Origin of the sequence: Streptomyces sp. NPDC048734 (assembly GCF_043198675.1) — a bacterium.
Classification (GTDB): Bacteria; Actinomycetota; Actinomycetes; order Streptomycetales; family Streptomycetaceae; genus Streptomyces.
Genome location: NZ_JBICUZ010000018.1, coordinates 1 through 23381, shown reverse-complemented (window position 1 = coordinate 23381; position 23381 = coordinate 1). Strand labels below are relative to the sequence as shown.

Genomic DNA, 23381 nt, shown 5'->3' with positions numbered 1-23381 from the left:
GGGGGCGATCCCCGGCTCCGCCGTGCGGCCTGGGCGAGTGGCTCCGCCGTGCGGCCCGGACGCGGCTTAGCCGTCCGGGCCGAGCACGCGGCTTCGCCGTCCGGCCGACGGCGTGGCTCCGCCGTGCGTGCGGGCCGCGCGGCTCCGCTTCCCGGGCCGATGTACGGCCCGAGCACGTGGCTCCGCCCGCACGGCCCGGCGCATGGCTCCGCCGTGCGGACCGGCGCGTGGCTCCGCCGTGCGGACCGGCGCGTGGCTTCGCCGTGCGGGCGGGTCGCGCGGCTCCGTTTCCCGGGCTGATGTGCGGCCTGGACGAGTGGCTCCGCCGTGCGGCCCGGACGCGGCTTAGCCGTCCGGGCCGAGCACGCGGCTTCGCCGTCCGGCCGACGGCGTGGCTCCGCCGTCGGGGCCGATCGCGCGGCCGATGTACGGCCCGGCGCGTGGCTCCGCCCGCACGGCCCGGCGCGTGGCTCCGCCCGCACGGCCCGGCGCGTGGCTCCGCCCGCACGGCCCGGCGCGTGGCTCCGCCGTGCGGGCGGGCCGCGTGCTCCGCCGTGCGAGCCCCTCCGGTCGCAGTGACGGCGGGCTCGCCGCGGGCCGCCCGCCGCCCGCCGCCCGCCGCGGGCCGCCCGCCGCCCGCCGCGGGCCGCCCGTCGGGGGCGCGCAGGCCGCCGGGGGCCCGGCCACAGCCACCCGCCCGCACCCCCGGTCCCCTCCACCACTGGCCCTCGGCAGGATCGGCCAGGACACTGGAGGAGTGCGCACCGTCACGGCAACCGCCGTCACCGCAGCCGCGGCCCTGGCCGCCGGCGCCGCAAGCGTGGCCGCAGGCCGCCTCGCCAGCGACGCGGCGCTGAAGGCGTCACCCGGCCGCCCCCTGCCCACCGAACCCCGGCTCACCGTGCACGGCACGGCCGACGGCCGGGTGACCCTCACCCGCGACCTCGCCGCCCTGCGGCCCGGCACCTACGGACTCGCGGGCGACGGCTCCCACGCGGTCGTCGGCCCCGTCCTGGACAGCGTCCCGCACCCCGCCGACACGGTCGTACGGCGTCTGGAGCGGGTCACCCACGGCACCCTCGAGGCGGGCGACGCGGTGTGGCTCACCCCGAACCTGTACGTGGGCAACCCGAGTACCGCGCTCGGCCTCGACCACGCCGACATCGACGTGCCCGGCGAACTGGGGCCGCTGCCCGCGTGGTTCGTCCCCGGCGCCCGCCGCACCTGGGTGATCGCCGTGCACGGCCTGGGCACCACCCGGGAACACGCCCTGAACCTGACCGGCTTCCTGCACCGCCGCCGCTTCCCGGTCCTCGCCCTGTCCTACCGCGGCGACCTGGGCGCCCCACGCCCCCCGGACGGCCTCCACCACCTCGGCGAGACCGAGTGGCGCGACCTGGACGCGGCGATGCGCTACGCCGTCCGCTACGGCGCCGAACGTCTCGTGCTGCTCGGCTGGTCCACCGGCGCCACCATGGCCCTGCGCGCCGCCGCCCGCTCGGGGCTCCGCAACCTCGTCTCGGGGCTCGTGCTGGACTCCCCGGTCCTCGACTGGCAGGCCACCCTGCGGGCCCTCGCCTCCGCCCGCCACACCCCGGGCGCGCTGCTGCCGCTGGCCGTCCGCGCCGCCGAGGGCCGCGCCGGCCTGAGCGCCGACACCGCCGACGGGGCCGCCGACCCGGCCGCCCTCGCCGTACCGACCCTGGTCGTCCACGGCCCCGGGGACACCGTGGCCCCGTGGGCGGCCTCCCGCCGCTTCGCCGACCGCCACCCCGGCCCGGTCACCCTCCGCTCCGTCCCGCACGCCCCGCACGCCGCCATGTGGAACCCCGACCCGGCCGCCTACGAGGAAGTGCTGCGCCGCTTCCTGACCCCCTTGATGTGACGTGCCGCGGCGGCACGCGCCGGAGCGGTGCCACAGGTTCCGTTTAAGGTCGAACCGCTGGCCTGAACAAGCCTCCTCACCCCTCCCCGCACCCCGCGCGTTGGCCAGTCCCGTAGCCTGCCGTGACATTCCGTTTGGGATTTCGGACCGTCAACCGGAAGACTGCACCCGTGACGTCCCGTATCCCGCGCGACTCCAGGCTTCGACTCGTCCGCCCACGACCCCTGGCCGCCGCCCCCTCAGCTGTGAACCAGCGGCGCCAGCGCCGCCCCGCGCCCCGCCCGCCGGAGGGCACCCCCGCCCCGGCGGAGCTGGCCAGAATGGCGCGCTCCGGCCTGGCGGCCGCGGCCCGCGTCGCCCGCTGGGCCGACAACGCCCTCGGTCCCGGCCGGGACGCGGCCACCGACGACGGCAAGGCCACCCTCTCGGAGGCGACCGCCGAACGCGCGGCGGCCGACCTGGGCCTGACCGCGGCTCAGGTCCGCGCCGACTGGGACACCGCCCGCCTCGCCGGCCTCGTCGAGGTGCACGGCGACAGCGCCCGCTCCGGCTGGCGGCTGCGCGCCTGGAACCGCGACGACAGCGCCGTCCTGCGCGGCTGGGTCGCCCTCTTCGACGCCTGGTCGCTGGCCACCCCGGAACCCGCCGGCCAGGAGCCCGGCGCCGTCGCCGAGGTCGTCTCCGCCATGCCGCAGGTGCTCTCCTTCCTCCAGCTGTCCGCCGGCCCCGTCCCCGTGGACCAGCTCCTCGACCTGCTGCGCCAGCGCGTCACCGAACTGCGCACCGAACGCTGCGAGGTCTCCTACGGCCCCGAGGACGCCGACGCCTCGAGCCCCCGTCGGCCCGCCCCCGCCCCCTCCGCCGACGCCGACCCGGCGGAACCGGCCCGCGCCGCCGAACTCGCCCCCCTCCTCGACTGGGCCCTGCACGCCCTCGCCTCGGTGGGCGCGCTCACCCACGCCGACGGCCAGGCCACCCTGACCCCGCTCGGCAACTGGGCGGTCTGGGTCAAGCTGGAGCAGATCTGCGTCGCCGCGCAGAGCCCCGCCGGCAACATCGAGGTCGCGGCCGAGGAGATGCTCCGCGGCTGCGCCCAGCTCCGCCCGAACGCCGCCCGCGCCGAGTACCGCGCCTGGCTCGCCGCCCGCACCGTCGGCAGCGCCGTCGGCGAACTCCTCACCGCCGCCCGCGGTGAGGACGCCCTGCTGCGCGGCCTCGCCTTCGAGGCGCTGCGCGTCGTCGGCGCCCCCGCGGAGCCCGACGTGCGCGCCGTCGTCGAGGAGCCGGCCCTGCGGCCGTACGCCCTGCTGTGGCTGGCCGAGCACGACGGGGTGGACCCCGAGGACGCCCACGAGGTGCTCACCCGCGAGGAGGCCACCTGGCTGTGGGTGGACACCGCCGCGGCCGTCGCCGACCACGGCGAGGCGCCGATGCTGGTGCGCCACCTGGAGTCCGCGCTCCAGCCGACCGTGCCGGCGCTGCTGGCGGAGGTCCGCTCCGTCGGGCACCCGCGCACCGTGCAGGTCCTGGTGGCGCTCGCCGCCGCACACCCCGACCCGGCGCTGGCCAAGGCCGTGCGCAGGGCCGCCTTCCAGGTCCACACCGGGGGCTGAGCCCGGCGCCGGACGTCGGTCCTGTGTCCGGGCGTCAGCCCTGTATCTCGGGTGCGTACGTGCCGAAGCTCCAGATGTTGCCCTCGGCGTCCCGGGCCGTGTAGTCCCGCGAGCCGTACTCCTGGTCCGTCGGGGGCATCAGGATCTCCGCGCCGTGCTCCACGGCCCGCCGGTGGTGGGCGTCGACGTCGTCCACCACGACGTAAACGCCCGCCGGACCGGCGTCCTTCATCGCCGCGTCGAAGAGACCGCCGCGGCCCTTCGAGCCGAGCATCACCGCGCCGTTGCCCTGCACCAGCTCGGCGTGCAGCACGGAGCCGTCCTCGCCCTCGAACACCGACAGCTCGGAGAAGCCGAAGGCCTCCGTGAGCTGCCGGATCGCCGCCGCGGCGTCCCGGTAGAGCACCGTCGGGTAGATGCTCGGGCGCCCACCGCTCGTGCCTGCCATGCCGACCACTCCCTCGTGACCCCGCGCCGTCCCTGCCGGAAACCCCGCTCACGACCCAGTCTGGCAGCGCCCACCGACAATGCCCCGGGGGCGGACACCGCGCGGTCAGCGGAAGGTGTCGCACCGCGCCATGTCCCCGCTCCGGTACCCCACGTCGAACCACTGCTGCCGCTGCGCCGCCGACCCGTGCGTCCACGTCTCGGGCGTCACCCGTCCCTGGAACCGCTCCTGGATCCGGTCGTCGCCCACGGCCGCCGCGGCGTCCAGCCCGTCGGCGATGTCCGCGGCCGTGAGGCTGGTGATCAGCGGCCGTCCGGTCGACTCGTCCGGCGTCGTGGTCGCGTGCCGGGCCCACACGCCCGCGTAGCAGTCGGCCTGCAGCTCCACGCCCACCGCGGCGCTCCCGGCGCCGGCCGGCCCGTCCTGCGAGCGGCTCAGCGTGCCCATGAGGTCCTGCACGTGGTGCCCGTACTCGTGCGCCACGACGTACGCCTGCGCGAAGGGGCCGCCGCTCGCGCCGAACTTCGACCGCAGTTCGTCGAAGAACCCCAGGTCCAGGTAGACCTTCCGGTCGCCCGGGCAGTAGAACGGCCCGACCGCCGAGGTCGCCGTCCCGCACGCCGTCCCCACCCGCTGGGCGAAGAACACGGTGGGCGAGCGCGTGTACGCGCCGTCCCGCCGCCGGAACTCCTCGTCCCAGAAGTCCTGCACGCTGTTGACCACCGCCACCGTCCGGCAGTCGTCCCGCGTGTTCGCGTCCTGCCCGGTACGGCAGTCGCGCTGCACCTGCGCGAGCCCCGACGAGGTCGCCGCGGGCTCGTCGCCGCCCGAGGAGAGCCCGAGCTGGTCCGGCCCGACCCCGAGGAACAGCGCCAGCAGCAGCGCGACCAGCCCGGCGATCCCGCCGCCCACGGTCGCCCGCCCGCCCGGGACCCGGCTCCCGCGCACGTCCCGCACCTCGGACGTGTCCAGCCTGGCGTCGTCGTCGAACTGCACGGGCCACCTCCGTCTGCGCCACCCTCGGCCGCCGTCCTCACCCTCGACCCACCCCCACGCGCGCGGAGCCGAGGAGGCGGGTCGGCAACCAGGTACCCGCGCTTCCCGCCGTTGCACACGCCGCCCCGCCCGCCGCCCGCCGGACCATCACCGGCACGCGGAACCGCGCGCGAAAACCGGACGGCGTCCCTCACCGGGGTCCCGCGCGCGCCCGCGCGCGGAGCCCGCGCGGTCCGGCCCGCGCGCCGGACCAGGCGCGCGACCCGCGCGGAGATCGCACACACGCACCCAGGAAAAGTGCTTGCACGGCCCCGTTAGAATGGCTTCATGGCCATTCTCCTCGCGCATTAGACGGCGGGAACGTCCTCAGCCGCCCATCCCGCCCCCACCCGCTCTGGAGTCTGTCCGTGATCTCCGCCTCCGGCATCGAGCTGCGCGCCGGTGCCCGCATCCTCATCGAGAACGCCTCCTTCCGCATCGCCAAGGGCGACCGCATCGGCCTGGTCGGGCGCAACGGCGCCGGCAAGACCACGCTGACGAAGGTCCTCGCCGGTGAGGGCATCCCCGCCGCGGGCCAGGTCACCCGGTCCGGCGAGGTCGGCTACCTCCCCCAGGACCCCCGCACCGGAGACCTCGACGTCCTCGCGCGCGACCGCATCCTCTCCGCCCGTGGTCTCGACGTACTGATCCGCAAGATGCGCGACAACGAGCAGCGCATCGCCAACGGTCAGGGCTCCACCCGCGACAAGGCCATGCGGCAGTACGAGCGCCAGGAGACGGAGTTCCTCACCAAGGGCGGGTACGCCGCCGAGGCCGAGGCCGCCACCATCGCCGCCGCGCTCAACCTGCCCGACCGCGTGCTCGGACAGCCCCTGCACACGCTGTCCGGCGGTCAGCGCCGCCGGGTCGAGCTGGCCCGGATCCTGTTCTCCGACGCCGACACCCTGCTCCTCGACGAGCCGACGAACCACCTGGACGCCGACTCGATCGTCTGGCTGCGGGACTACCTCAAGACCTACCGCGGCGGCTTCATCGTCATCTCCCACGACGTCGACCTGGTCGAGACGGTCGTCAACAAGGTGTTCTACCTGGACGCCAACCGCTCCCAGATCGACGTCTACAACATGGGCTGGAAGCTCTACCAGCAGCAGCGCGAGGCCGACGAGAAGCGCCGCAAGCGCGAGCGGCAGAACGCCGAGAAGAAGGCCGCCGCCCTGCACTCGCAGGCCGACAAGATGCGCGCCAAGGCCACCAAGACGGTCGCCGCCCAGAACATGGCCAAGCGGGCCGACCGGCTGCTCGCCGGACTCGAGGCCGTACGGGCCTCCGACAAGGTCGCCAAGCTGCGCTTCCCGGAGCCGGCGCCCTGCGGGAAGACCCCGCTGATGGCCGAGGGCCTGTCGAAGTCGTACGGCTCGCTGGAGATCTTCACCGACGTCGACCTGGCCATCGACAAGGGGTCCCGCGTCGTCATCCTCGGCCTCAACGGCGCCGGCAAGACCACGCTGCTGCGCCTGCTCGGGGGTGTGGAGACGCCCGACACCGGCGAGGTGCGCCCCGGCCACGGACTCAAGCTCGGCTACTACGCCCAGGAGCACGAGACCCTCGACCCCGAGCGCTCGGTCCTGGAGAACATGCGCTCCGCGGCCCCCGACCTGGACCTCGTCGAGGTCCGCAAGGTGCTCGGCTCGTTCCTGTTCTCCGGCGACGACGTCGACAAGCCGGCCGGTGTCCTGTCCGGCGGTGAGAAGACCCGGCTGGCCCTGGCCACCCTCGTGGTCTCCTCGGCCAACGTGCTGCTCCTCGACGAGCCCACCAACAACCTCGACCCGGCCAGCCGCGAGGAGATCCTCGGCGCGCTGCGCACCTACAAGGGCGCGGTCGTCCTCGTCACCCACGACGAGGGCGCCGTGCAGGCGCTCCAGCCCGAGCGGATCATCCTGCTGCCCGACGGAGTCGAGGACCTGTGGGGCTCCGACTACGCGGACCTCGTCGCCCTGGCTTGACCGAACGCTTGATCCACGGCGTATGGATCATTCGGCCCACCGGTGATCCACCATCTGTGTGAGATCTCCTCGTACCGAGGTGTGTCCTACATCCATTTCACGGCCGACCCCCGCGTCGTCAGGGGTCGGCCGTCGTGCGTCCCTGACCTGGTATTTCGTGAAAGAACCCGTTCGGCCGTACGAACACCCGTCGCCGGAATCATCGGTTCCGTTCGTGGGGACGTGCTCCTGTCGTCACAACCCTGTCGCACGGACCTTGCCGAATGGGTGGCCATCGGGCCCCGGAGGGGTGATCATGAGGGGACCAGAGCGCACTTCCCATGAGGAGGCACGGGTGGCCGAGACTCTGAAGAAGGGCAGCCGGGTGACCGGCGCCGCGCGCGACAAGCTCGCGGCAGACCTGAAGAAGAAGTACGACTCCGGTGCGAGCATCCGGGCACTGGCCGAGGAGACCGGTCGCTCGTATGGCTTCGTGCACCGGATGCTCAGCGAGTCGGGCGTCACGCTCCGTGGGCGTGGCGGAGCGACACGCGGCAAGAAGGCCGCCTCGTCCTGATCCGGGCGGCCCATCGGCTCCGATGGTGGCCACCCGGTCGGTCTTCCGATCGACCGGGTGGTTACTGTGCAGTCACTTAGCTGACCGCTAGCTGACCGCACTCATCGGAGGCGCCCCATGGCCACGTCCGGCCAGGAACTCGTTCCCCTGCTCGACAAGGACGGCGTACGGCTCACCGTCGACGACGCACTCGCCACGGTGACGCTGACCCATCCGGCCAAGCGCAACGCGCAGAGCCCCGCGATGTGGCGCGCGCTGGCCGAAGCGGGCCGGCAACTGCCGGGCTCCGTCCGCGTGGTCGTGCTGCGCGGCGAGGGCAAGTCCTTCTCCGCCGGCCTCGACCGGCAGATGTTCACGCCCGAGGGGATCGAGGGCGAGCCGTCCTTCGTCGATCTCGCGCGCAGTGGCGACGCCGAACTCGACACCGCCATCGCCGAGTTCCAGGAGGGCTTCACCTGGTGGCGGCGCAACGACCTCGTGTCGATCGCCGCCGTCCAGGGCCACGCCATCGGCGCGGGCTTCCAGCTCGCCCTCGCCTGTGACCTGCGCGTCGTCGCCGACGACGTGCAGTTCGCCATGCGCGAGACCGGCCTCGGCCTGGTACCGGACCTCACCGGCACGCACCCCCTCGTCTCCCTCGTGGGATACGGACGCGCCGTCGAGATCTGCCTGACCGGCCGCTTCGTGCACGCCGAGGAGGCGGTCGCCACCGGCCTCGCCAACGTCGCCGTGCCCGTCGCCGAACTCGACGCGGCGGTCCGCGAGCTGGCCGCGGCGGTCCTGGCCGCGCCGCGCGACGCGGTCGTCGAGACGAAGACGCTGCTGCGCGGCGCCGGCGACAGGACGTACGACGAGCAGCGGGCGGCCGAACGCGCCTCCCAGGCCCGCCGCCTGCGGGACCTGGCCGGCCTCGGAGAGTGACCCCGCCGGGGCCGGCGGGTGCGGTGGGCGTTCAGCCCGCCGCCGTCACCAGCACCGCCACCGTCGGCTGATCCGTCAGCGCTTCCGCCACCGCCGCGCGGACCCCCCGGGCCACTTCCAGCGCCCGGTGGTCCGCGCGCACCGCGATCTCCACGCACACGTGCCGCCGCGGCAGGGCGGCCGTCGTCTCCCGCCGCTCCTCCAGGCGCACCGCGCGCCCGAGCACGTCCGTCAGCGCGGACACCCCGGGCACCGACAGGGCGGCCTCGGCGACGCGCGCCTCGTCGCCCTCCCGCGCCGCCCCGGCCGACCGGGGCGGCCGCTGGGACTGCGGCCCGGACCCCGGCCGTTCCTCCTCACCGTCGAGCAGCGCCGTCACCCGCAGGTCCACCTCGGCCACCACCAGCCCGAGCCGCTCCACCGCCGCCAGCGCCAGCGCGGTGCGCAGCCGGGACGCGGTCGTGGGCAGCGGTTCGGAGGCCGCCGCCGCGAACTCCGCCGTCACCCGCAACGGACCCGGCGGCAGCGCGCTCGGCGGCGCCGGCACCACCGGCTCGTACACCGCGTCGGGATCCGCCACCGCGATCCGCAACGCACCCAGGCGCACGCCGGGCAGCTCCCTCACCGCCCGCCGCAGCACCGCCTCCGCCGCGTCCTCCGCGATCCACGCCCCGTCCCGCGGCCCGCCCAAAGGGAGCAACCGGCCCATTGCGAGTTGTTCGCGCACCACGCGCGTCCATCTGTCCGACGTCATTCCTCCAGCCTGCCGCATCCCTGGGGCGAGGACGGCTCACCGCGCTTACGGTGGCAGAAGGACGACGACCGAAAAGGACGTGCGGCGATGAGTGAGACGACCGAACAGAGCAGGACACAACTCCCGGACGGCGGCATCGAGCCGGTGTCGACCCGCAAGGCGGCGAGGCGCGGCGGCGACGACCCGGGATCGCGCGGACGCACCACCATCGCCGACGGCGTCGTGGAGAAGATCGCCGGACTGGCGGCCCGCGACGTGGTCGGCGTGCACGCGATGGGCAGCGGCATCAGCCGTACCTTCGGCGCGGTGCGCGACCGGGTGCCCGGCGGCACGAAGTCCGTCACCCGCGGCGTCAAGGCCGAGGTCGGCGAGGTGCAGACGGCACTCGACCTGGAGATCGTGGTCGACTACGGCGTGTCCATCACCGAGGTCTCCCGGGACGTGCGCGAGAACGTCATCGCGGCCGTCGAGCGGATGACCGGCCTCGAGGTGGTCGAGGTCAACATCGCGGTCAGCGACGTCAAGCTGCCCGAGGAAGAGGACGAGGAGCCGGAGTCCCGGCTCCAGTGACACACCGGCCACGGGCGACCGGGCCGCTGAGGGGAGTGCACCGTGAACAACATGGCCGTGGTGGGCATGATCGCCGGCATGGCACTGGGCTTCGCCGGATACTTCGGCGGGTTCGGGGCCTTCCTGCTGGTGGCGGCGCTGGGCGCCGTCGGGTTCGTCGCCGGCCGGTTCCTGGAAGGGGACCTGGAACTCGGTGACTTCTTCCGCGCGCGTGACGACCGGCGCCGGTGACGTCCGTGAGCGAGGGACCCGGCGCACCCGGCACCCGCCCGGCCGCGGTCCCGCCCAGGGAGCGGGGCGCCACCCGGATCGCCGACCGGGTGGTGGCGAAGGTCGCCGCGCAGGCCGCGCGCGAGGCGGTGGGCGCGCTGCCGGCCGACGCCGCCCGCCCGCACGCCACCGTGGTCGTCCACCACGACGCCGCGCACATCCGCGTCCACCTCGAACTCGGCTATCCGACCGACATCGGCCCCCGCTGCCACGCGGTGCGTCGTCATGTCACCGAGCGCGTAGGCGCGTTGGTGGGAATGGAGGTGCCGGAGGTCGCCGTCCAGGTCGAACGCCTGCATCTGGCGGCGGAACACGGCGTGGCACACGGGAGGACGTCATGAGCGAGTCCCTGGGCCCCGAGGGCACCACACGACGACCGCCGGTCCTCGAGAAGGCGGCCGAGGACGGCACACCCCCGCCCGGACCCGCCCCCGCGCCGAGCAGCGGACGCTTCTGGTCGGCCCGCCGGATCCCGGCGGCCGTCGTCGCGTTGCTGCTCGCCGCCCTCACGGGCGTGCTCCTGTACGACGTCGCCGCGGTGCGGTCCGACCGGCCGGCCCTGCACGTACGCCGGGAGCTGGCACGGCAGCTCGCCGAACGGCCCCTGGACGACACCTGGGTCCTCGTCGGCGCGGGTGTCGCCGCCGCCCTCGGCCTGTGGCTGGTCCTCCTCGCCGTCACGCCCGGGCTGCGCGACCTGCTGCCCATGCGGCGCCCCCACCCCGACGTCCGCGCCGGACTGCACCGGGGTGCCGCCGGGCTGGTGCTGCGCGACCGGGCCATGGAGGTCGCCGGCGTGCAGTCGGTCCACGTCCGCTCCGGGCGCCGCCGGGCCGACGTCCGGGCGGTCTCGCACTTCCGCGACCTGGACGAGGTGCGCGCGGACCTGGAGGACGTGCTCGGCGACGCCGTCCGCGGCCTGGGGCTCGCCCGGCCGCCCGCGCTGTCCGTGCACGTGCGCCGGCCCGGGAAGAAGGGATGACGACGATGCTCAGGACCGTCAACCGCGTGGCCCTGGGACTGGTGGGCCTCGTCCTGCTCGTCGTCGGCGGCGCCGTGCTCGCCGTCGGCCTGGGCGCGGACCCGCCCTCCTGGTGGATCCACGACGACCGGCACGACGTCCTGCTCAGCACCGCCGAGCGCACCCGCTGGCGGGACGAGGGCTGGTGGTGGCCGACCGTCCTCGCCGTGCTGGCGGTGCTCGTCCTGCTCGCCCTGTGGTGGCTGGTCGCGGTCCTGCGCCGGCGCCGCCTCGGCGAGGTCCTCGTCGACACCGGCGACGGCGCGGGCGCCGTGCTGCGCGGCCGTGCCCTGGAGAACGCCCTGGCCGGCGACGCGGCCCGGCTGGACGGCGTGTCCCACAGCCGCGCCCACCTCACGGGCCGCCAGAACGCCCCCGAGGCCCGCGTACGACTCCTGCTGGAACCGCACGTGGACCCGGCCGTGGCGCTCGACCGGCTGACGAACGAGTGCCTGTCCCACGCGCGGGACTCGGCGGCGCTGCCGTCGCTCCCGGCGGAGGTCCGCCTCAGGACGCACAAGCACAAGGCGGAACGGGTCGGTTGACGCCGGCCCGGATCGGCCCGGACTGTCCCGGGCCGGGCGGCGGGCGGTCCCTCAGAACCCGTGCCGCATCCCGCCGTCCACCGGGACCATGACGCCGGTCAGGTAGGAGGCGGCCGGCGACAACAGGAAGGCCGCCACCCGCCCGAACTCCTCCGGCGTCCCGTACCGCCGCAGCGGGATCCGGGACTGGTTCGCGGCCCGGGTCGCCTCCGGATCGGCCGACAGCGCGTCCAGCTCGCGCACCCGGTCGGTGTCGATCCGCGCCGGCAGCAGCCCCACGACCCGGATCCCGCGCGGCCCCAGTTCGTCGGAGAGCGACTTCGCGAACCCGGCCAGTCCCGGCCGCAGCCCGTTGGAGATCGTCAGCCCCGGAATCGGTTCGTGCACCGACCCCGACAGCACGAACCCGACGACACCCCCGGCCTCCAGCTCGGCGGCGGCCGCCCGCGCCAGCCGCACTGCGCCCAGGAACACCGACTCGAACGCCGCCATCCACTGCTCGTCCGTGTTGTCCGCGACGAACCCGGGCGGCGGCCCGCCCACGCTCACCAGCACACCGTCGAAACGGCCGAACGCCTCCCGCGCGGCCGCGATCAGCCGCGCGGGCGCCTCGGGGTCGGCGTTGTCGACGCCGACCCCGACCGCGTCCGGCCCCAGCGCCCTCGCCGCCTCGACGGCCCGCTCCCCGTCCCGCCCCGTGACGACCACCTTCGCGCCGTCCGCGACCAGCTCGCGCGCGGCGGCGTTGCCGAGGCCGCGGGTGGCCCCGGTGACGACGTACACCCGGTCCTTCAGTCCAAGATCCATGGTCCCTATCCTGCCTGCCCGCCGCCGTACAGCGTGAGGGCGGTGTTGACCAGCCCGATGTGGCTGAACGCCTGCGGGAAGTTCCCCAGGTGGCGGCCGGCCTTCGGGTCGTACTCCTCGGCCAGCAGTCCCACGTCGTTGGCCAGGGCCACCAGGCGGTCGAACAGCTCGCGCGCCTCCTGGGACCGGCCCGTCATGTGCAGGGCGTCCGCGAGCCAGAAGGAGCACGCCAGGAAGGTGCCCTCGTCGCCGGGCAGACCGTCGACGGCCTGCCCGGCGGTGCTGTAGCGGCGCAGCAGACCGTCGTGCCCGAGTTCCTCGCGGACGGCGTCGACGGTGCCGGTCACCCGCGGGTCCGAGGGGGGCAGGAAGCCGACGCGCGGGATGAGCAGCAGGGCGGCGTCCAGCTCGCGCGAACCGTAGTACTGCGTGAAGGTGTTGCGCTCGGGGTCGTAGCCCTTCTCGCACACCTCACGGTGCACCTCGTCGCGCAGCGCCCGCCACCTCTCGAGGTCGCCGCTGAGCCGCGGGTGGCGCTCCAGCGCCCGGACGGCACGGTCGGCGGCCACCCACACCATCACCTTGGAGTGCACGAACTGGCGGCGGCCGCCGCGCACCTCCCAGAGCCCCTCGTCGGGCTGCCGCCAGTTCTCGCACAGCCAGTTCATCAGCGCGCACTGGAGCGACCACACGTGCGGCTTGGGCGACATCCCCGCGGTGCGGGCCAGTGACAGCGAGTCCATCACCTCGCCGTACACGTCGAGCTGGAGCTGGCTCACGGCGCCGTTGCCGATGCGCACCGGACGGGAACCCGCGTAGCCGGACAGCCACGGCAGCTCGAACTCGGGCAGCCGGCGCTCGCCCGCCAGCCCGTACATGATCTGGAGGTCCGCCGGGTCGCCCGCGACGGCACGCAGCAGCCAGTCGCGCCAGGCCTCGGCCTCGTCCTCGTGGCCGGCCGCCAGCAGGGCGCCGAGGGTCAGGGTGGAGTCGCGCAGCCAGCAGTAGCGGTAGTCCCAGTTGCGGACCCCGCCCAGCTCCTCGGGCAGGGACGTGGTGAGTGCGGCGACGATGCCGCCCGTCGGTACGTAGGTGAGGGCCTTCAGGGTGATGAGGGAGCGGATCACGGCGTCCCGGTGGGGTCCGTCGTAGCGGCAGCGCGCCGACCACGCCCGCCAGTCCGCGACGCTGGCCCGCAGCGCCTCGTAAGGGTCGACGAGCGGCGGGCGCGCGTGGTGCGAGGGGTGCCAGGTCAGCACGAACGCGACCGTCTCGCCCGCGGCGACGGTGAACTCCGCGTGGGTGCTGAAGTTCTCGCCCCAGGTGCGCACCTCCGGCTCGCTGCGCAACCACACCGCGTCCGGCCCGGCGACCGCCACCCGGTGGCCGTCGACCCGGCGCATCCACGGGACGACCCAGCCGTAGTCGAAGCGCAGCCGCAGCGCGCTGTGGACGGTGACCCGCCCGCGCAGTCCCTCGACGATCCGTACGACGTCGGGGGCCCGGTCGCGCTGCGGCATCAGGTCGGTGACGCGGATCGCGCCCTCGTCGGTCTCCCACTCGGTGTCCAGGACGAGCGTGTCCGGGCGGTAGGCGCGGCGGGTGCAGTACTTCCCGTCGGCGCCCTCGGGGGCGATGCGCCAGTGGCCGTTGTCCTCGTCGCCCAGGAGGCGCGCGAAGCAGGCCCCGGAGTCGAAGCGGGGCAGGCACAGCCAGTCGATCGAGCCGTCCATGCCGACCAGGGCCGCGGTCTGTTCGTCGCCGATGACGGCGTAGTCCTCGATATGGGGGTGCACGGGGGTGCGGGTTCCCGGCAGTGCGGCAGGGCAATCCGGGCGGAAGCCGGGCGGGTGACACGGTGCCGGTGCTTTCGGCCGGCTTCCGGCCGCGGGATCGGGCGGTGCGCTCGGGTTCGGGCACGGGTTCGGGTTCGGCGGCGAGGCCGGCCGCGGCTCGGCGGTGCGGCCCGGCGCGGCCCCGGGAGGCAGGGCCGGGCGCGGCCCCCGGGGTACGGCCCGGCGGGCCTCAGACCGCCGCGGGCTGTGCCTCCGCCGGCTTCTGCGCGGCGGCTGCCTCCCTGCGGTCGCGCAGCTCCCGCCGGACCAGGATCACCCAGCCGACCGGTACGCCCGCGGAGAACAGCCACCACTGGATCGCGTAGGCGTAGTTGAGCGCGGCGTCCTCGTCGCCGGGCCTGCCGATCAGTTCGGGGGTGCCGTTCGCGGGCTCGGGTTCCGTCTGCGCGATGTAGCCGCCGAGGACCCGGGCGCCGAGGCGCCGCGCCTCCTGCGCGCTGTTGATCAGCATGACCTGCCGGTCCGGCAGCCCCCGGAGGTTCTTGATGCCGCTCGCCGCGGTCGTCTCGTCGGGCATCAGCCGCCCGGTCACGGTGACCTGGCCGGCGGGCGGCGCCGGGACCTCGGGGAACGTCGTCTGGCTGGGGGCGTCGGCGGGGATCCAGCCGCGGTTGACCAGCAGCACCCTCCCGTCCTTCAGGACGAACGGGGTGACGACGTGGAAGCCGACCTCCTCGTCGCCGTTGACGCGCCGCCGGACCACGATCTCCCGCTCGGGGTCGAAACGGCCCACGGCGGTCACGGAGCGGTACCGCTGGCCGGTGCCGACGGTGTGGCCCGGGGAGGTCAGCCTCTCCACCGGTACGGGGTCGGCGGAGAGCGCCTGGGAGACCAGCCGGTTGCGGGCGGTGCGCTCGTCGTAGCGGTGCATCTGCCAGATGCCCAGTTCGATCATCGTGGGGATCAGGAGGAGGGCGACGAGCGTGATGATCACCCACTGCCGGGACAACAGGAAGCGGTACACCCCACGACGGTACCTCCCGGCCGTGGGGTGTTTTCGGGTGGGGCCGCTTCAGACCCGGTCGACGATGCCCGCCTTTCCCTCCGCGCGGGCGCAGTGGGCGCCGCAGTACCAGCGCCCCTCGGCCTCCACGCCCTGGCCGATGATCTGCACCCGGCAGTGCTCGCAGATCGGGGCCATGCGGTGGATCGCACAGGAGAAGCAGTCGAAGACGTGCACCGCGCCCTGCGCGTGCACCTCGAAGGTCATTCCGTAGTTGTTGCCGCAGACTTCACATGTCGCCATGGGCCACAGGGTGGGCCGTCGGCGCGGCGCGGGCGAGACGGTGCCGGGCGAGTCGCGCGGCAATCACCCGTCCGTACGGTCACCGCGGAGCGGCCGGCTCGACGTCGCGCAGCAGCTGGCCGAACGCCGCCTCGTCCACCACCGGCGTCCCGAACTGGCGGGCCTTGACCACCTTGGAGGTGCCCGAGTCGGGGTCGTTGGTGACGAGCAGGCTGGTCAGCCGGGAGATCGACGTGGCGACGTGCAGTCCGGCCTCGGTCGCGCGGTCCTCCAGCAGCTCGCGCTCGACCGAGGTGTCCCCGGAGAACGCGATGCGCATGCCCTGTCTGAGGCGTTTGCCGTCTTCGTACCGCCCCGGGTTGGGGTACGGGCACGCGGGCCGCTTCCGGGCCGGACGCCAACCCGTCGGCCGGTGGCCGCCGCCCGCCTGCTGCCCGACCCGCGGCGCGGGACGGTCCTGCCACTCCGTCAGCGGCCGGCACTCGTGCAGCGGCAGCCGCACACCCCCCGCCGCCGCGGCCCGCAGACTCGGCCGGAACGCCTCCGCCAGCACGCGCGCGTCGTCCAGGGCGTGGTGCGCCCGCCGCTGGACGACACCGAAGTGGGCGGCCAGCGACTCCAGCTTGTGGTTGGGCAGCGGCAGGGCCAGCTCCTTGGCGAGCGCGATGGTGCACAACCGCTGCCTCACCGGGGCCTCGCGCTTCGCGCGCGCGTACTCGCGGGCGATCATCTGCCAGTCGAACACCGCGTTGTGCGCGACCAGCACCCGGCCGTCGAGCCGGTCCGCGAACTCCTGCGCCACGTCCCGGAAGAGCGGCGCGCCCTCCAGCACCTCGCTCGTCAGACCGTGGATCCACACCGGACCCGGGTCGCGCTCCGGGTTGACCAGCGTGTACCAGTGGTCCTCGACCTCACCGCGCGCGTCCAGCCGGTACACGGCTGCGGAGATGATCCGGTCGTCGCGGGCCAGGCCGGTGGTCTCCACGTCGACGACCGCGTATCCCCGGGGGTAGGCGGCCGGCCACTCCGTGGGGGAGGACGCTGCGGGCGTGCGGTCTTCGAGCATGGTCAATGAGGATACGGGCCGCCACCGACAGCCCACGCACGCCTCCCACTCCGCGGCCGGACACACCCGCACGCGCGTGCGGGACGAAGCCGGACGGAGGGCGCGGCGGACGTGCGGAGGTTCGATGCCGGGCCGGCCGTACTGGCGCGCCGCGCGATGCCGGGGACGTGAGCGGCCGGCTCACCGCCGGGTGCGGCGGGGGTCCGGGCGGGGCGGCGGAGGCGAGGGCCGGGCCCGAGGGGCGCGGTCCCTGCCGTCCCCGGCTGTTTCCTGTCCGCACCGGCCCCGGACCGCGCCGGCGACCGCCGAAGACGCCGGAAGGCCGGGCGGATGCGCTCCGCCCGGCCTTCCGCGGGGCGTCCCGGCTACTTCACCGCACGCAGCGCGTTCACCACGCCGAAGCCGTAGAAGCCGTTGACGCGCTTGCCGCCCTCACAGGTCGCGTCCACCACACCGTCACCGTTGCCGTCGTACGGCTCGGTGGGGCAGCCCGGGTTGTCGGCCTGCGCCTTGAGCAGCGCCTGCAGCGTCGCCGGGGAGGCCCACGGGTGGGTCGACTTCAGCAGCGCGGCCACACCGGCGACGTGCGGGGACGCCATCGAGGTGCCCTGGAGGAAGCCGTACGCGTTGTTCGGCATCGTCGACAGGATGCGGCCGTTGGCCGACGGGGTCTCCGGGATCTGGTACCGGTCGCCGCCCGGCGCCGCCACGTCGACGACGCCCTGACCGTACGTGGAGTAGTACGACTTGGTGCCCTTGACGCCCGTCGCGCTCACCGTGACGACCCCCGGCAGCTGGGTCGGCACGTCGAAGCACTCGTGCGGGTCGATCGTCCGCGTCACCGGAGTGGAGTCGTCCGGGCTGGTGGAGTCGACGATCGCGTCGGAGTCCAGGTCGTGGTTGGAGTTGCCGGCCGAGGCGACGTTGAGCGTGCCCTTCTTCTGGGCGTACAGCTGCGCCCTGTTGACCGCGTCGACGATGGCCTTCTGGTCGGGGTCGTCCATGCAGTTGTACAGCCACGGGTCCACGTAGTAGCTGTTGTTCGTGATCTCGACCCCGTGGTCGGCGGCGAACACGAAGGCGCAGACCACGTTCTCCGGGTAGAAGAGGCCGTCCTTCGGGTCGCTCACCTTGATGCCGGCGACCTTCACGCCGGGCGCGACACCGGCCACGCCGATGCCGTTGCGGGCCGCCGCGATCTCACCGGCGACGTGCGTGCCGTGGTAGTCCTCGACGGTGTACGGGCGCCAGGCGCCCTCGGAGGTGTCCGCGACGCCGCCGACGCAGTTGGCCGACTGGGCGGCGGAGAAGTTCGGCGCGAGGTCCGGGTGGGTGTCGTCCACACCGGTGTCGATGACGGCGACGGTCACCTTGCTGCTGCCCGGGTTGATCTCGGCGGCCTTGTCGGCGCCGATGGCACGCAGGTCCCACTGGTCGGCCTCGAGCGGCTCGCTCGCGCCCGCCGCGGCGGACGCGCTCGCCGTCTTCGCGGCCTGGGCCGCCGACATCAGCTCGGCGGCGCCCTCGTCGGTGGTCCCGGCGGGGCTCAGCGGCGCCGTGCGGGTCGCGCCCGCCGACTGCACCCCGCGCACCGCGCGTATCTGCGCGCCGAAGTCGGGGTTCGCCGAGTGCACGACGATGACGCCGATCTTCGCGTAGGTCGCGACGACGGTGCCGTCGGCCGCGACGATCGCCTTCTTCACCGACTCGATCGTGCGGTGGTCCACCTTGGTGTTGACGACGTACGCCAGCGTTCCGGCGTCGGCCGTCAGGGTGGCCGCAGCCGTGACCGGAGCCGCCGAGGCCGCCGTCGGCAGGAAGCCGAGGGAGGCGGTCAGCGACAGCACGACGGGCACCGCGAGGGCGAGGCGGCGTCTGGAAGGCAGATGAGCCATGGGGTCTCCACATCATCCGGAAGCGAGACCTGCCCGGACACGGGTCGTGCCTGGGCAGGTACATGACGGGGTGGTGCTCGCCCGAAGCTATCTCCCCGACTCGCCGCCCAGCAATGACCTTCGGGAGGTCAGTTCACCCGGCCATGACCTTCGCCGGGCGCCGCTCGTTGGCCAGGAGGCGCCGAGGCCACTTCGGAAACCGGTGCGAGGTGTTGAACCCGTCGTCGTGCGCCGCCGTGACCTTGGGCAGGGACGGCGAGGCCCCTCGCCCGCCCTTTACCCACCGCACCCGCAACGCGAGGAGACTCCGTGGCCACCGAGACACCGCCCCCCTCGAAGACCCCAGCCCGACTTCCCTCCGCCGAGGAGTTCGTCGCGGTGCAGGAGAGCGCGGAGTTCGGTGAACTGCGCCGCTCCTACCGCGGCTTCGCCTTCCCACTGACCTTCGCCTTCATCGCCTGGTACCTGCTGTACGTCCTGCTGTCCAACTACGCGGGCGACTTCATGGGCACCAAGCTGTTCGGCAACATCAACGTCGCCATGGTCCTGGGGCTCGCCCAGTTCCTCACCACGTTCCTCATCGCCTGGTGGTACGCGCGGCACGCCGCCACGAAGCTCGACCCCAAGGCCGAGGCGATCAAGTCCCGGATGGAGGACGCCGCATGAGCCCCGCACACACGCTTCTCGCCGCCGACCTCGCGGCCAACGAGGCCAGCGAGCACCGGACGCTCATCATCACGCTGTTCGCCCTGTTCGTCGTCGCGACGCTCGCCATCACGGTCTGGGCGGGCCGCCAGACCAAGGACGCGGCCGACTTCTACGCGGGCGGGCGCCAGTTCAGCGCCTTCCAGAACGGCCTCGCCGTCTCCGGCGACTACATGTCGGCCGCCTCCTTCCTGGGCATCGCCGGCGCCATCGCCCTCTTCGGCTACGACGGCTTCCTCTACTCCATCGGCTTCCTGGTCGCCTGGCTGGTCGCGCTGCTCTTGGTGGCCGAGCCGCTGAGGAACTCCGGCCGCTACACCATGGGCGACGTCCTGGCCTACCGCATGCGCCAGCGCCCGGTCCGCACGGCGGCCGGCACCTCCACGATCGTCGTCTCGATCTTCTACCTGCTGGCCCAGATGGCGGGCGCGGGCGTCCTGGTCTCCCTGCTGCTCGGCATCACCTCCGACGCGGGCAAGATCGCCATCGTCGCCCTGGTCGGCCTGCTGATGATCGTGTACGTCTCCATCGGTGGCATGAAGGGCACCACCTGGGTGCAGATGGTCAAGGCCGTGCTGCTCATCGGCGGCACCCTCCTGATCACCTTCCTGGTGCTGCTGAAGTTCGACTTCAACATCTCCGACCTGCTCGGCAGCGCCGCCGAGAACAGCGGCAAGGGCGCCGCCTTCCTGGAACCCGGCCTCCAGTACGGCGCCACCGGCACCACCAAGCTGGACTTCCTCTCCCTCGGCATCGCCCTGGTCCTGGGCACCGCCGGCCTGCCGCACATCCTGATCCGCTTCTACACGGTCCCCAACGCCAAGGCCGCCCGGAAGTCCGTGAACTGGGCCATCGGCATCATCGGCGGCTTCTACCTGATGACCATCGCGCTCGGCTTCGGCGCCGCCGCCCTGATCTCCCAGGACGAGATCATCGCCTCCAACCCGTCCGGCAACACGGCGGCGCCGCTGCTCGCCCTGCACCTGGGCGGCGTCGACTCGGCCTGGGGCGCGATCCTGCTCGCCACGATCTCGGCGGTCGCCTTCGCGACGATCCTCGCCGTGGTCGCCGGCCTCACCCTCGCCTCCTCCTCGTCCTTCGCGCACGACATCTACGCCAACGTCATCCGCAAGGGGCAGGCCACGGAGAAGGAGGAGATGAGGGCGGCCCGCTGGGCGACCGTCCTCATCGGCGTCGTCTCCATCGCCCTCGGCGCCCTCGCCCGCGACCTCAACGTGGCCGGCCTCGTCGCGCTGGCCTTCGCGGTCGCCGCCTCCGCCAACCTGCCGACCATCCTCTACAGCCTGTTCTGGAAGCGGTTCACCACCCGGGGCGCCCTGTGGTCGATCTACGGCGGCCTGATCGTGGCGGTCGGCCTGGTGCTGTTCTCGCCCGTCGTCTCCGGCGACCCCAAGGCGATGTTCCCCGACGTGGACTTCGCCTGGTTCCCGCTGAAGAACCCCGGCATCATCTCCATCCCCTTCGGCTTCCTGATGGGCTTCCTCGGCACGGTCCTGTCCAAGGAGGGGCCGGACACCGCCAAGTACGCCGAGCTGGAGGTGCGGTCCCTGACCGGCACCGGCGCACACTGACCCACCCCGTCGAAGGGGCCGCGTCGCGGGCGATCCACGGATCCCCACGACGCGGCCCCTCGCGCCTCCCGGAGATCGCGCCCTCCTCGTTGTCGGTGGCGTCGCGTAGGCTCACAGAAGACGGAACAACTGCGAACACCTGTGATCCGCTACGAGGGAGGGGGCCCGCGTGCTCATCGACACCTACGGCCGGGTGGCCACCGACCTGCGCGTCTCACTGACCGACCGCTGCAATCTCCGGTGCACGTACTGCATGCCCGAAGAGGGCCTGCAGTGGCTGGCCAAGCCGGATCTGCTCACGGACGACGAGATCGTCCGCCTGATCGACATCGCCGTCACCTCCCTCGGCATCGAGGAGGTCCGCTTCACCGGCGGCGAACCCCTGCTGCGCCCCGGCCTGGTCGGCATCGTCGAGCGGGTCGCGGCCCTGGGCCCGCGCCCCCGGATGTCGCTGACCACCAACGGCATCGGCCTCAGGCGCACGGCCCCGGCCCTCAAGGCCGCGGGCCTGGACCGGGTCAACGTCTCCCTCGACACGCTCCGCCCGGACGTCTTCAAGACCCTCACCCGCCGCGACCGCCACAAGGACGTCCTCGAAGGCCTCAGGGCCGCCCGGGACGCGGGCCTGACCCCGGTCAAGGTGAACGCGGTCCTGATGCCCGGCCTCAACGCCGACGAGGCCCCCGACCTCCTCGCCTGGGCCGTCGAGCACGACTACGAGCTGCGGTTCATCGAACAGATGCCCCTGGACGCCCAGCACGGCTGGAAGCGCGAGGGCATGGTCACGGCGGGCGACATCCTCGCCTCCCTGCGCACCCGCTTCGACCTCACCGAGGAGGGCTCGCAGGAGCGCGGTTCGGCCCCGGCCGAACGCTGGATCGTCGACGGCGGCCCGCATCGGGTTGGCGTCATCGCCTCCGTCACCCGCCCGTTCTGCGCGGCCTGCGACCGTACCCGCCTCACGGCGGACGGTCAGGTCCGCACCTGTCTCTTCGCCCGCGAGGAGACCGACCTGCGTGCCGCCCTGCGCTCCGACGCCCCCGACGAGGAGATCGCGCGCATCTGGCGCCTGGCGATGTGGGGCAAGAAGGCGGGCGCGGGCCTGGACGACCCGGCCTTCGTCCAGCCGGACCGCCCGATGTCGGCGATCGGCGGTTAGGACGCTCCGGGCGCCCGGGGCGTCCCGGGAACCGGACCCTGAGGAACCTCGGGCGACTCCCACTCCTCCAGCAGGACGACGTCCTTCAGGAAGCCGCGCACTCCGAGGAACTGCGACAGGTGCTCCCGGTGCTCCTCGCACGCCAGCCACGTCTTGCGGCGCTCCGGCGTGTGGATCTTCGGGTTGTTCCACGCCAGTACCCACACGGCGTCGGCACGGCAGCCCTTCGCGGAGCAGATCGGGGTCTCGTCACTCACAGGTTCGTCTCACAGATGCGCGGAAAAGGCGACGCCGAGCAGCCACGGGGGGAGCTGCCCGGCGTCGGTCCGTCGCTCCGACGGGGGATGCGGAGCGCGTACGAAGTATGTCACGGCGACCCGGCGCCACGGCACTGGAACAACAGCTTTTATTGGCCTCGGCGTACGGCGGGCTCATGGCCGCCGCTCTGCCGGACCGGCCTCCACGTGCCCCGACCGGGGCCCGGGTTCCTCGCGCGGGGACTCCGGTTCCTCCCGCGGGGATTCCGCGGAGGGCTCCTCTTGCGCCGTTCGTTCCTCCGCGTGCCCGGCGGTGATCATCGGCGGCGGGGGAGTGGTCACGAACGTCGACGGCAGCCCCGGCGCGTTCTCCCGTCCGGCATTGGCGATCACCACCGCGATGTACGGCAGGACCAGACCCAGGACCAGCGCCACCACCGCGACATGCCGTTCCACGTTCCACAGCGTCGCTCCCAGGATCACCGCCACGGTACGGACCGACATCGAGATCACGTACCGCCGCTGCCGGCCCCGGACGTCCTCCTGGAGCCCCTGGCGTGCCCCGGTGATCCGGAACACCTGGGCGTCGCCGCCGCCGCGCTGCTTCCGCATCGCATTCCACCATCCGCGCGCTCGAACTCTCCCCGCTTGTCAACGGTACGCCGCGACCCGGCCGCCCTCGAGACCGGGTCACCGCCGGCCGGGCGAACGCGCTGCGCCGTACCACGTACGGCGGCGCCCGACATGCGGCGTAAGCAGGCCGGGCCGACACTGGGGGCAATGCTCGTGTAGAGCCGTACGAGGAGGCAGTCATGGGCTGGTTGTGGGCGATCATCGTGGGATTCGTGCTGGGACTGATCGCCAAGGCGATCATCCCGGGCAAGCAGCACAGCCCACTGTGGCTGACCACCATCTTCGGCATCCTGGGCGCGATCGTCGGCAACGCCGTCGCCCGGGGCTTCGGCGTCGAGGAGACCTCGGGCATCGACTGGAGCCGGCACATCTTCCAGCTGGTCGCCGCCGTCATCATCGTCGCCGTCGGCGACATGCTGTACGTCCGGACGCTGGGCAGGCGCAGGCACCACGCCTGAGCGCACGAAGAGGCGCGGGGGGGGGGCCGCGCGCCCCCCCCCCCCCCCGCCCCCCCCCCCCCCGGCCCCCCCCCCCCCGGGGCGGGGGCCCCCCCCCCCCCCCCCCCCCCCCCCCCCCCCCC

The 23381-nt window shown here is 73.7% G+C and carries 25 protein-coding genes; 14 read left to right on the top strand and 11 right to left on the bottom strand.

The genetic code is table 11. The features are described from left to right. Positions 1-757: 757 nt before the first annotated feature. Both ACGFQC_RS31835 and ACGFQC_RS31830 read left to right on the top strand, forming a co-directional pair. A complete protein-coding gene (locus ACGFQC_RS31835) occupies positions 758-1885 on the top strand; it encodes an alpha/beta fold hydrolase (protein ID WP_363091104.1) in 1128 nt (375 codons plus the stop codon). Positions 1886-2055: 170 nt separating this feature from the next. Next, on the top strand, positions 2056-3498 hold the full coding sequence (locus ACGFQC_RS31830) for a hypothetical protein (protein ID WP_363091103.1): 1443 nt from the start codon (positions 2056-2058) through the stop codon (positions 3496-3498). Positions 3499-3532: 34 nt separating this feature from the next. Here the strand turns inward: ACGFQC_RS31830 and ACGFQC_RS31825 are convergent, their stop codons facing one another. Together ACGFQC_RS31825 and ACGFQC_RS31820 are read right to left on the bottom strand one after the other, a co-directional pair. Beyond that, positions 3533-3946, bottom strand: a complete 414-nt coding sequence (locus ACGFQC_RS31825; protein ID WP_363091102.1) for a VOC family protein — start codon at positions 3944-3946, stop codon at positions 3533-3535. Positions 3947-4051: 105 nt separating this feature from the next. Continuing rightward, positions 4052-4942, bottom strand: a complete 891-nt coding sequence (locus ACGFQC_RS31820; protein ID WP_363091101.1) for a neutral zinc metallopeptidase — start codon at positions 4940-4942, stop codon at positions 4052-4054. A gap of 407 nt (positions 4943-5349) precedes the next feature. Here ACGFQC_RS31820 and ACGFQC_RS31815 point away from each other — a divergent pair, with 407 nt between their 5' ends. The 3 genes from ACGFQC_RS31815 to ACGFQC_RS31805 all read left to right on the top strand — a co-directional run bounded on the left by ACGFQC_RS31815 (position 5350) and on the right by ACGFQC_RS31805 (position 8425). Then, positions 5350-6948 carry an ABC-F family ATP-binding cassette domain-containing protein gene (locus tag ACGFQC_RS31815; protein WP_363091100.1) on the top strand — a complete coding sequence of 533 codons (1599 nt, stop codon included), beginning with the start codon at positions 5350-5352 and terminating at the stop codon, positions 6946-6948. Positions 6949-7282: 334 nt separating this feature from the next. After that, positions 7283-7504 carry a helix-turn-helix domain-containing protein gene (locus ACGFQC_RS31810; protein ID WP_004002281.1) on the top strand — a complete coding sequence of 74 codons (222 nt, stop codon included), beginning with the start codon at positions 7283-7285 and terminating at the stop codon, positions 7502-7504. A 117-nt stretch (positions 7505-7621) separates the two neighbouring features. Further along, positions 7622-8425: an enoyl-CoA hydratase/isomerase family protein gene (locus ACGFQC_RS31805; RefSeq protein ID WP_363091099.1), complete on the top strand. Its 804-nt coding sequence runs from the start codon at positions 7622-7624 to the stop codon at positions 8423-8425. A 31-nt stretch (positions 8426-8456) separates the two neighbouring features. Here the strand turns inward: ACGFQC_RS31805 and ACGFQC_RS31800 are convergent, their stop codons facing one another. After that, positions 8457-9179, bottom strand: coding sequence for a nucleopolyhedrovirus P10 family protein (locus ACGFQC_RS31800; protein ID WP_363091098.1), 723 nt, complete (start codon positions 9177-9179; stop codon positions 8457-8459). Positions 9180-9266: 87 nt separating this feature from the next. Here ACGFQC_RS31800 and ACGFQC_RS31795 point away from each other — a divergent pair, with 87 nt between their 5' ends. From ACGFQC_RS31795 to amaP, 5 genes are read left to right on the top strand one after another with little or no spacing between them, the layout of a single operon-like run. Continuing rightward, on the top strand, positions 9267-9749 hold the full coding sequence (locus ACGFQC_RS31795; RefSeq protein WP_363091097.1) for an Asp23/Gls24 family envelope stress response protein: 483 nt from the start codon (positions 9267-9269) through the stop codon (positions 9747-9749). A gap of 51 nt (positions 9750-9800) precedes the next feature. Continuing rightward, positions 9801-9980 (top strand): hypothetical protein, encoded by a 180-nt coding sequence (locus ACGFQC_RS31790; RefSeq protein WP_363091196.1) that lies wholly within the window; start codon positions 9801-9803, stop codon positions 9978-9980. After that, a complete protein-coding gene (locus ACGFQC_RS31785; RefSeq protein WP_393289022.1) occupies positions 9977-10360 on the top strand; it encodes a hypothetical protein in 384 nt (127 codons plus the stop codon). The genes ACGFQC_RS31790 and ACGFQC_RS31785 overlap by 4 nt, the downstream gene beginning before the upstream one ends. Then, on the top strand, positions 10357-11001 hold the full coding sequence (locus ACGFQC_RS31780; RefSeq protein WP_363091095.1) for a DUF6286 domain-containing protein: 645 nt from the start codon (positions 10357-10359) through the stop codon (positions 10999-11001). Before ACGFQC_RS31785 ends, ACGFQC_RS31780 begins: the two co-directional genes overlap by 4 nt. Further along, entirely contained in the window at positions 10998-11585 is a 588-nt protein-coding gene (gene amaP, locus ACGFQC_RS31775) for an alkaline shock response membrane anchor protein AmaP (RefSeq protein WP_363091094.1), read from the top strand. The genes ACGFQC_RS31780 and amaP overlap by 4 nt, the downstream gene beginning before the upstream one ends. A 51-nt stretch (positions 11586-11636) precedes the next feature. On the opposite strand, the gene ACGFQC_RS31770 is transcribed toward amaP, so the two are convergent. From ACGFQC_RS31770 to ACGFQC_RS31745, 6 genes are all read right to left on the bottom strand, one after another. After that, positions 11637-12392, bottom strand: a complete 756-nt coding sequence (locus ACGFQC_RS31770; protein ID WP_363091093.1) for an SDR family oxidoreductase — start codon at positions 12390-12392, stop codon at positions 11637-11639. Positions 12393-12397: 5 nt separating this feature from the next. Beyond that, positions 12398-14188, bottom strand: coding sequence for a glycoside hydrolase family 15 protein (locus ACGFQC_RS31765; RefSeq protein WP_363091092.1), 1791 nt, complete (start codon positions 14186-14188; stop codon positions 12398-12400). A 229-nt stretch (positions 14189-14417) separates the two neighbouring features. Continuing rightward, positions 14418-15212, bottom strand: a complete 795-nt coding sequence (locus tag ACGFQC_RS31760) for an SURF1 family protein (RefSeq protein ID WP_363091091.1) — start codon at positions 15210-15212, stop codon at positions 14418-14420. 48 nt (positions 15213-15260) lie between these two features. Then, a complete protein-coding gene (locus tag ACGFQC_RS31755) occupies positions 15261-15494 on the bottom strand; it encodes a hypothetical protein (RefSeq protein WP_363091090.1) in 234 nt (77 codons plus the stop codon). Between the two features lie 79 nt (positions 15495-15573). Beyond that, positions 15574-16560, bottom strand: coding sequence for a DEDDh family exonuclease (locus tag ACGFQC_RS31750; RefSeq protein ID WP_363091089.1), 987 nt, complete (start codon positions 16558-16560; stop codon positions 15574-15576). A gap of 365 nt (positions 16561-16925) precedes the next feature. After that, positions 16926-18455, bottom strand: coding sequence for a S8 family serine peptidase (locus tag ACGFQC_RS31745; protein ID WP_363091088.1), 1530 nt, complete (start codon positions 18453-18455; stop codon positions 16926-16928). 309 nt (positions 18456-18764) lie between these two features. Between ACGFQC_RS31745 and ACGFQC_RS31740 the strand changes: the two genes are divergently transcribed. From ACGFQC_RS31740 to moaA, 3 genes are all read left to right on the top strand, one after another. Continuing rightward, the gene (locus ACGFQC_RS31740) at positions 18765-19121 is read left to right on the top strand and encodes a DUF485 domain-containing protein (protein ID WP_363091087.1); all 357 of its coding nucleotides are present in this window, start codon (positions 18765-18767) and stop codon (positions 19119-19121) included. Then, complete coding sequence (locus ACGFQC_RS31735; RefSeq protein WP_363091086.1) at positions 19118-20752, top strand: cation acetate symporter; 1635 nt, start codon at positions 19118-19120, stop codon at positions 20750-20752. The genes ACGFQC_RS31740 and ACGFQC_RS31735 overlap by 4 nt, the downstream gene beginning before the upstream one ends. Before the next feature lie 169 nt (positions 20753-20921). Continuing rightward, a complete protein-coding gene (gene moaA / locus ACGFQC_RS31730; protein ID WP_363091085.1) occupies positions 20922-21911 on the top strand; it encodes a GTP 3',8-cyclase MoaA in 990 nt (329 codons plus the stop codon). Here moaA and ACGFQC_RS31725 read toward each other — a convergent pair. Further along, a complete protein-coding gene (locus ACGFQC_RS31725; protein WP_363091084.1) occupies positions 21908-22168 on the bottom strand; it encodes a hypothetical protein in 261 nt (86 codons plus the stop codon). The two genes, moaA and ACGFQC_RS31725, sit on opposite strands and share 4 nt — an antisense overlap. Positions 22169-22342: 174 nt before the next feature. Continuing rightward, positions 22343-22780 (bottom strand): DUF3099 domain-containing protein, encoded by a 438-nt coding sequence (locus tag ACGFQC_RS31720; protein WP_363091083.1) that lies wholly within the window; start codon positions 22778-22780, stop codon positions 22343-22345. 200 nt (positions 22781-22980) lie between these two features. Between ACGFQC_RS31720 and ACGFQC_RS31715 the strand changes: the two genes are divergently transcribed. Then, positions 22981-23259: a GlsB/YeaQ/YmgE family stress response membrane protein gene (locus tag ACGFQC_RS31715; RefSeq protein ID WP_363091082.1), complete on the top strand. Its 279-nt coding sequence runs from the start codon at positions 22981-22983 to the stop codon at positions 23257-23259. Positions 23260-23381 lie beyond the last annotated feature (122 nt).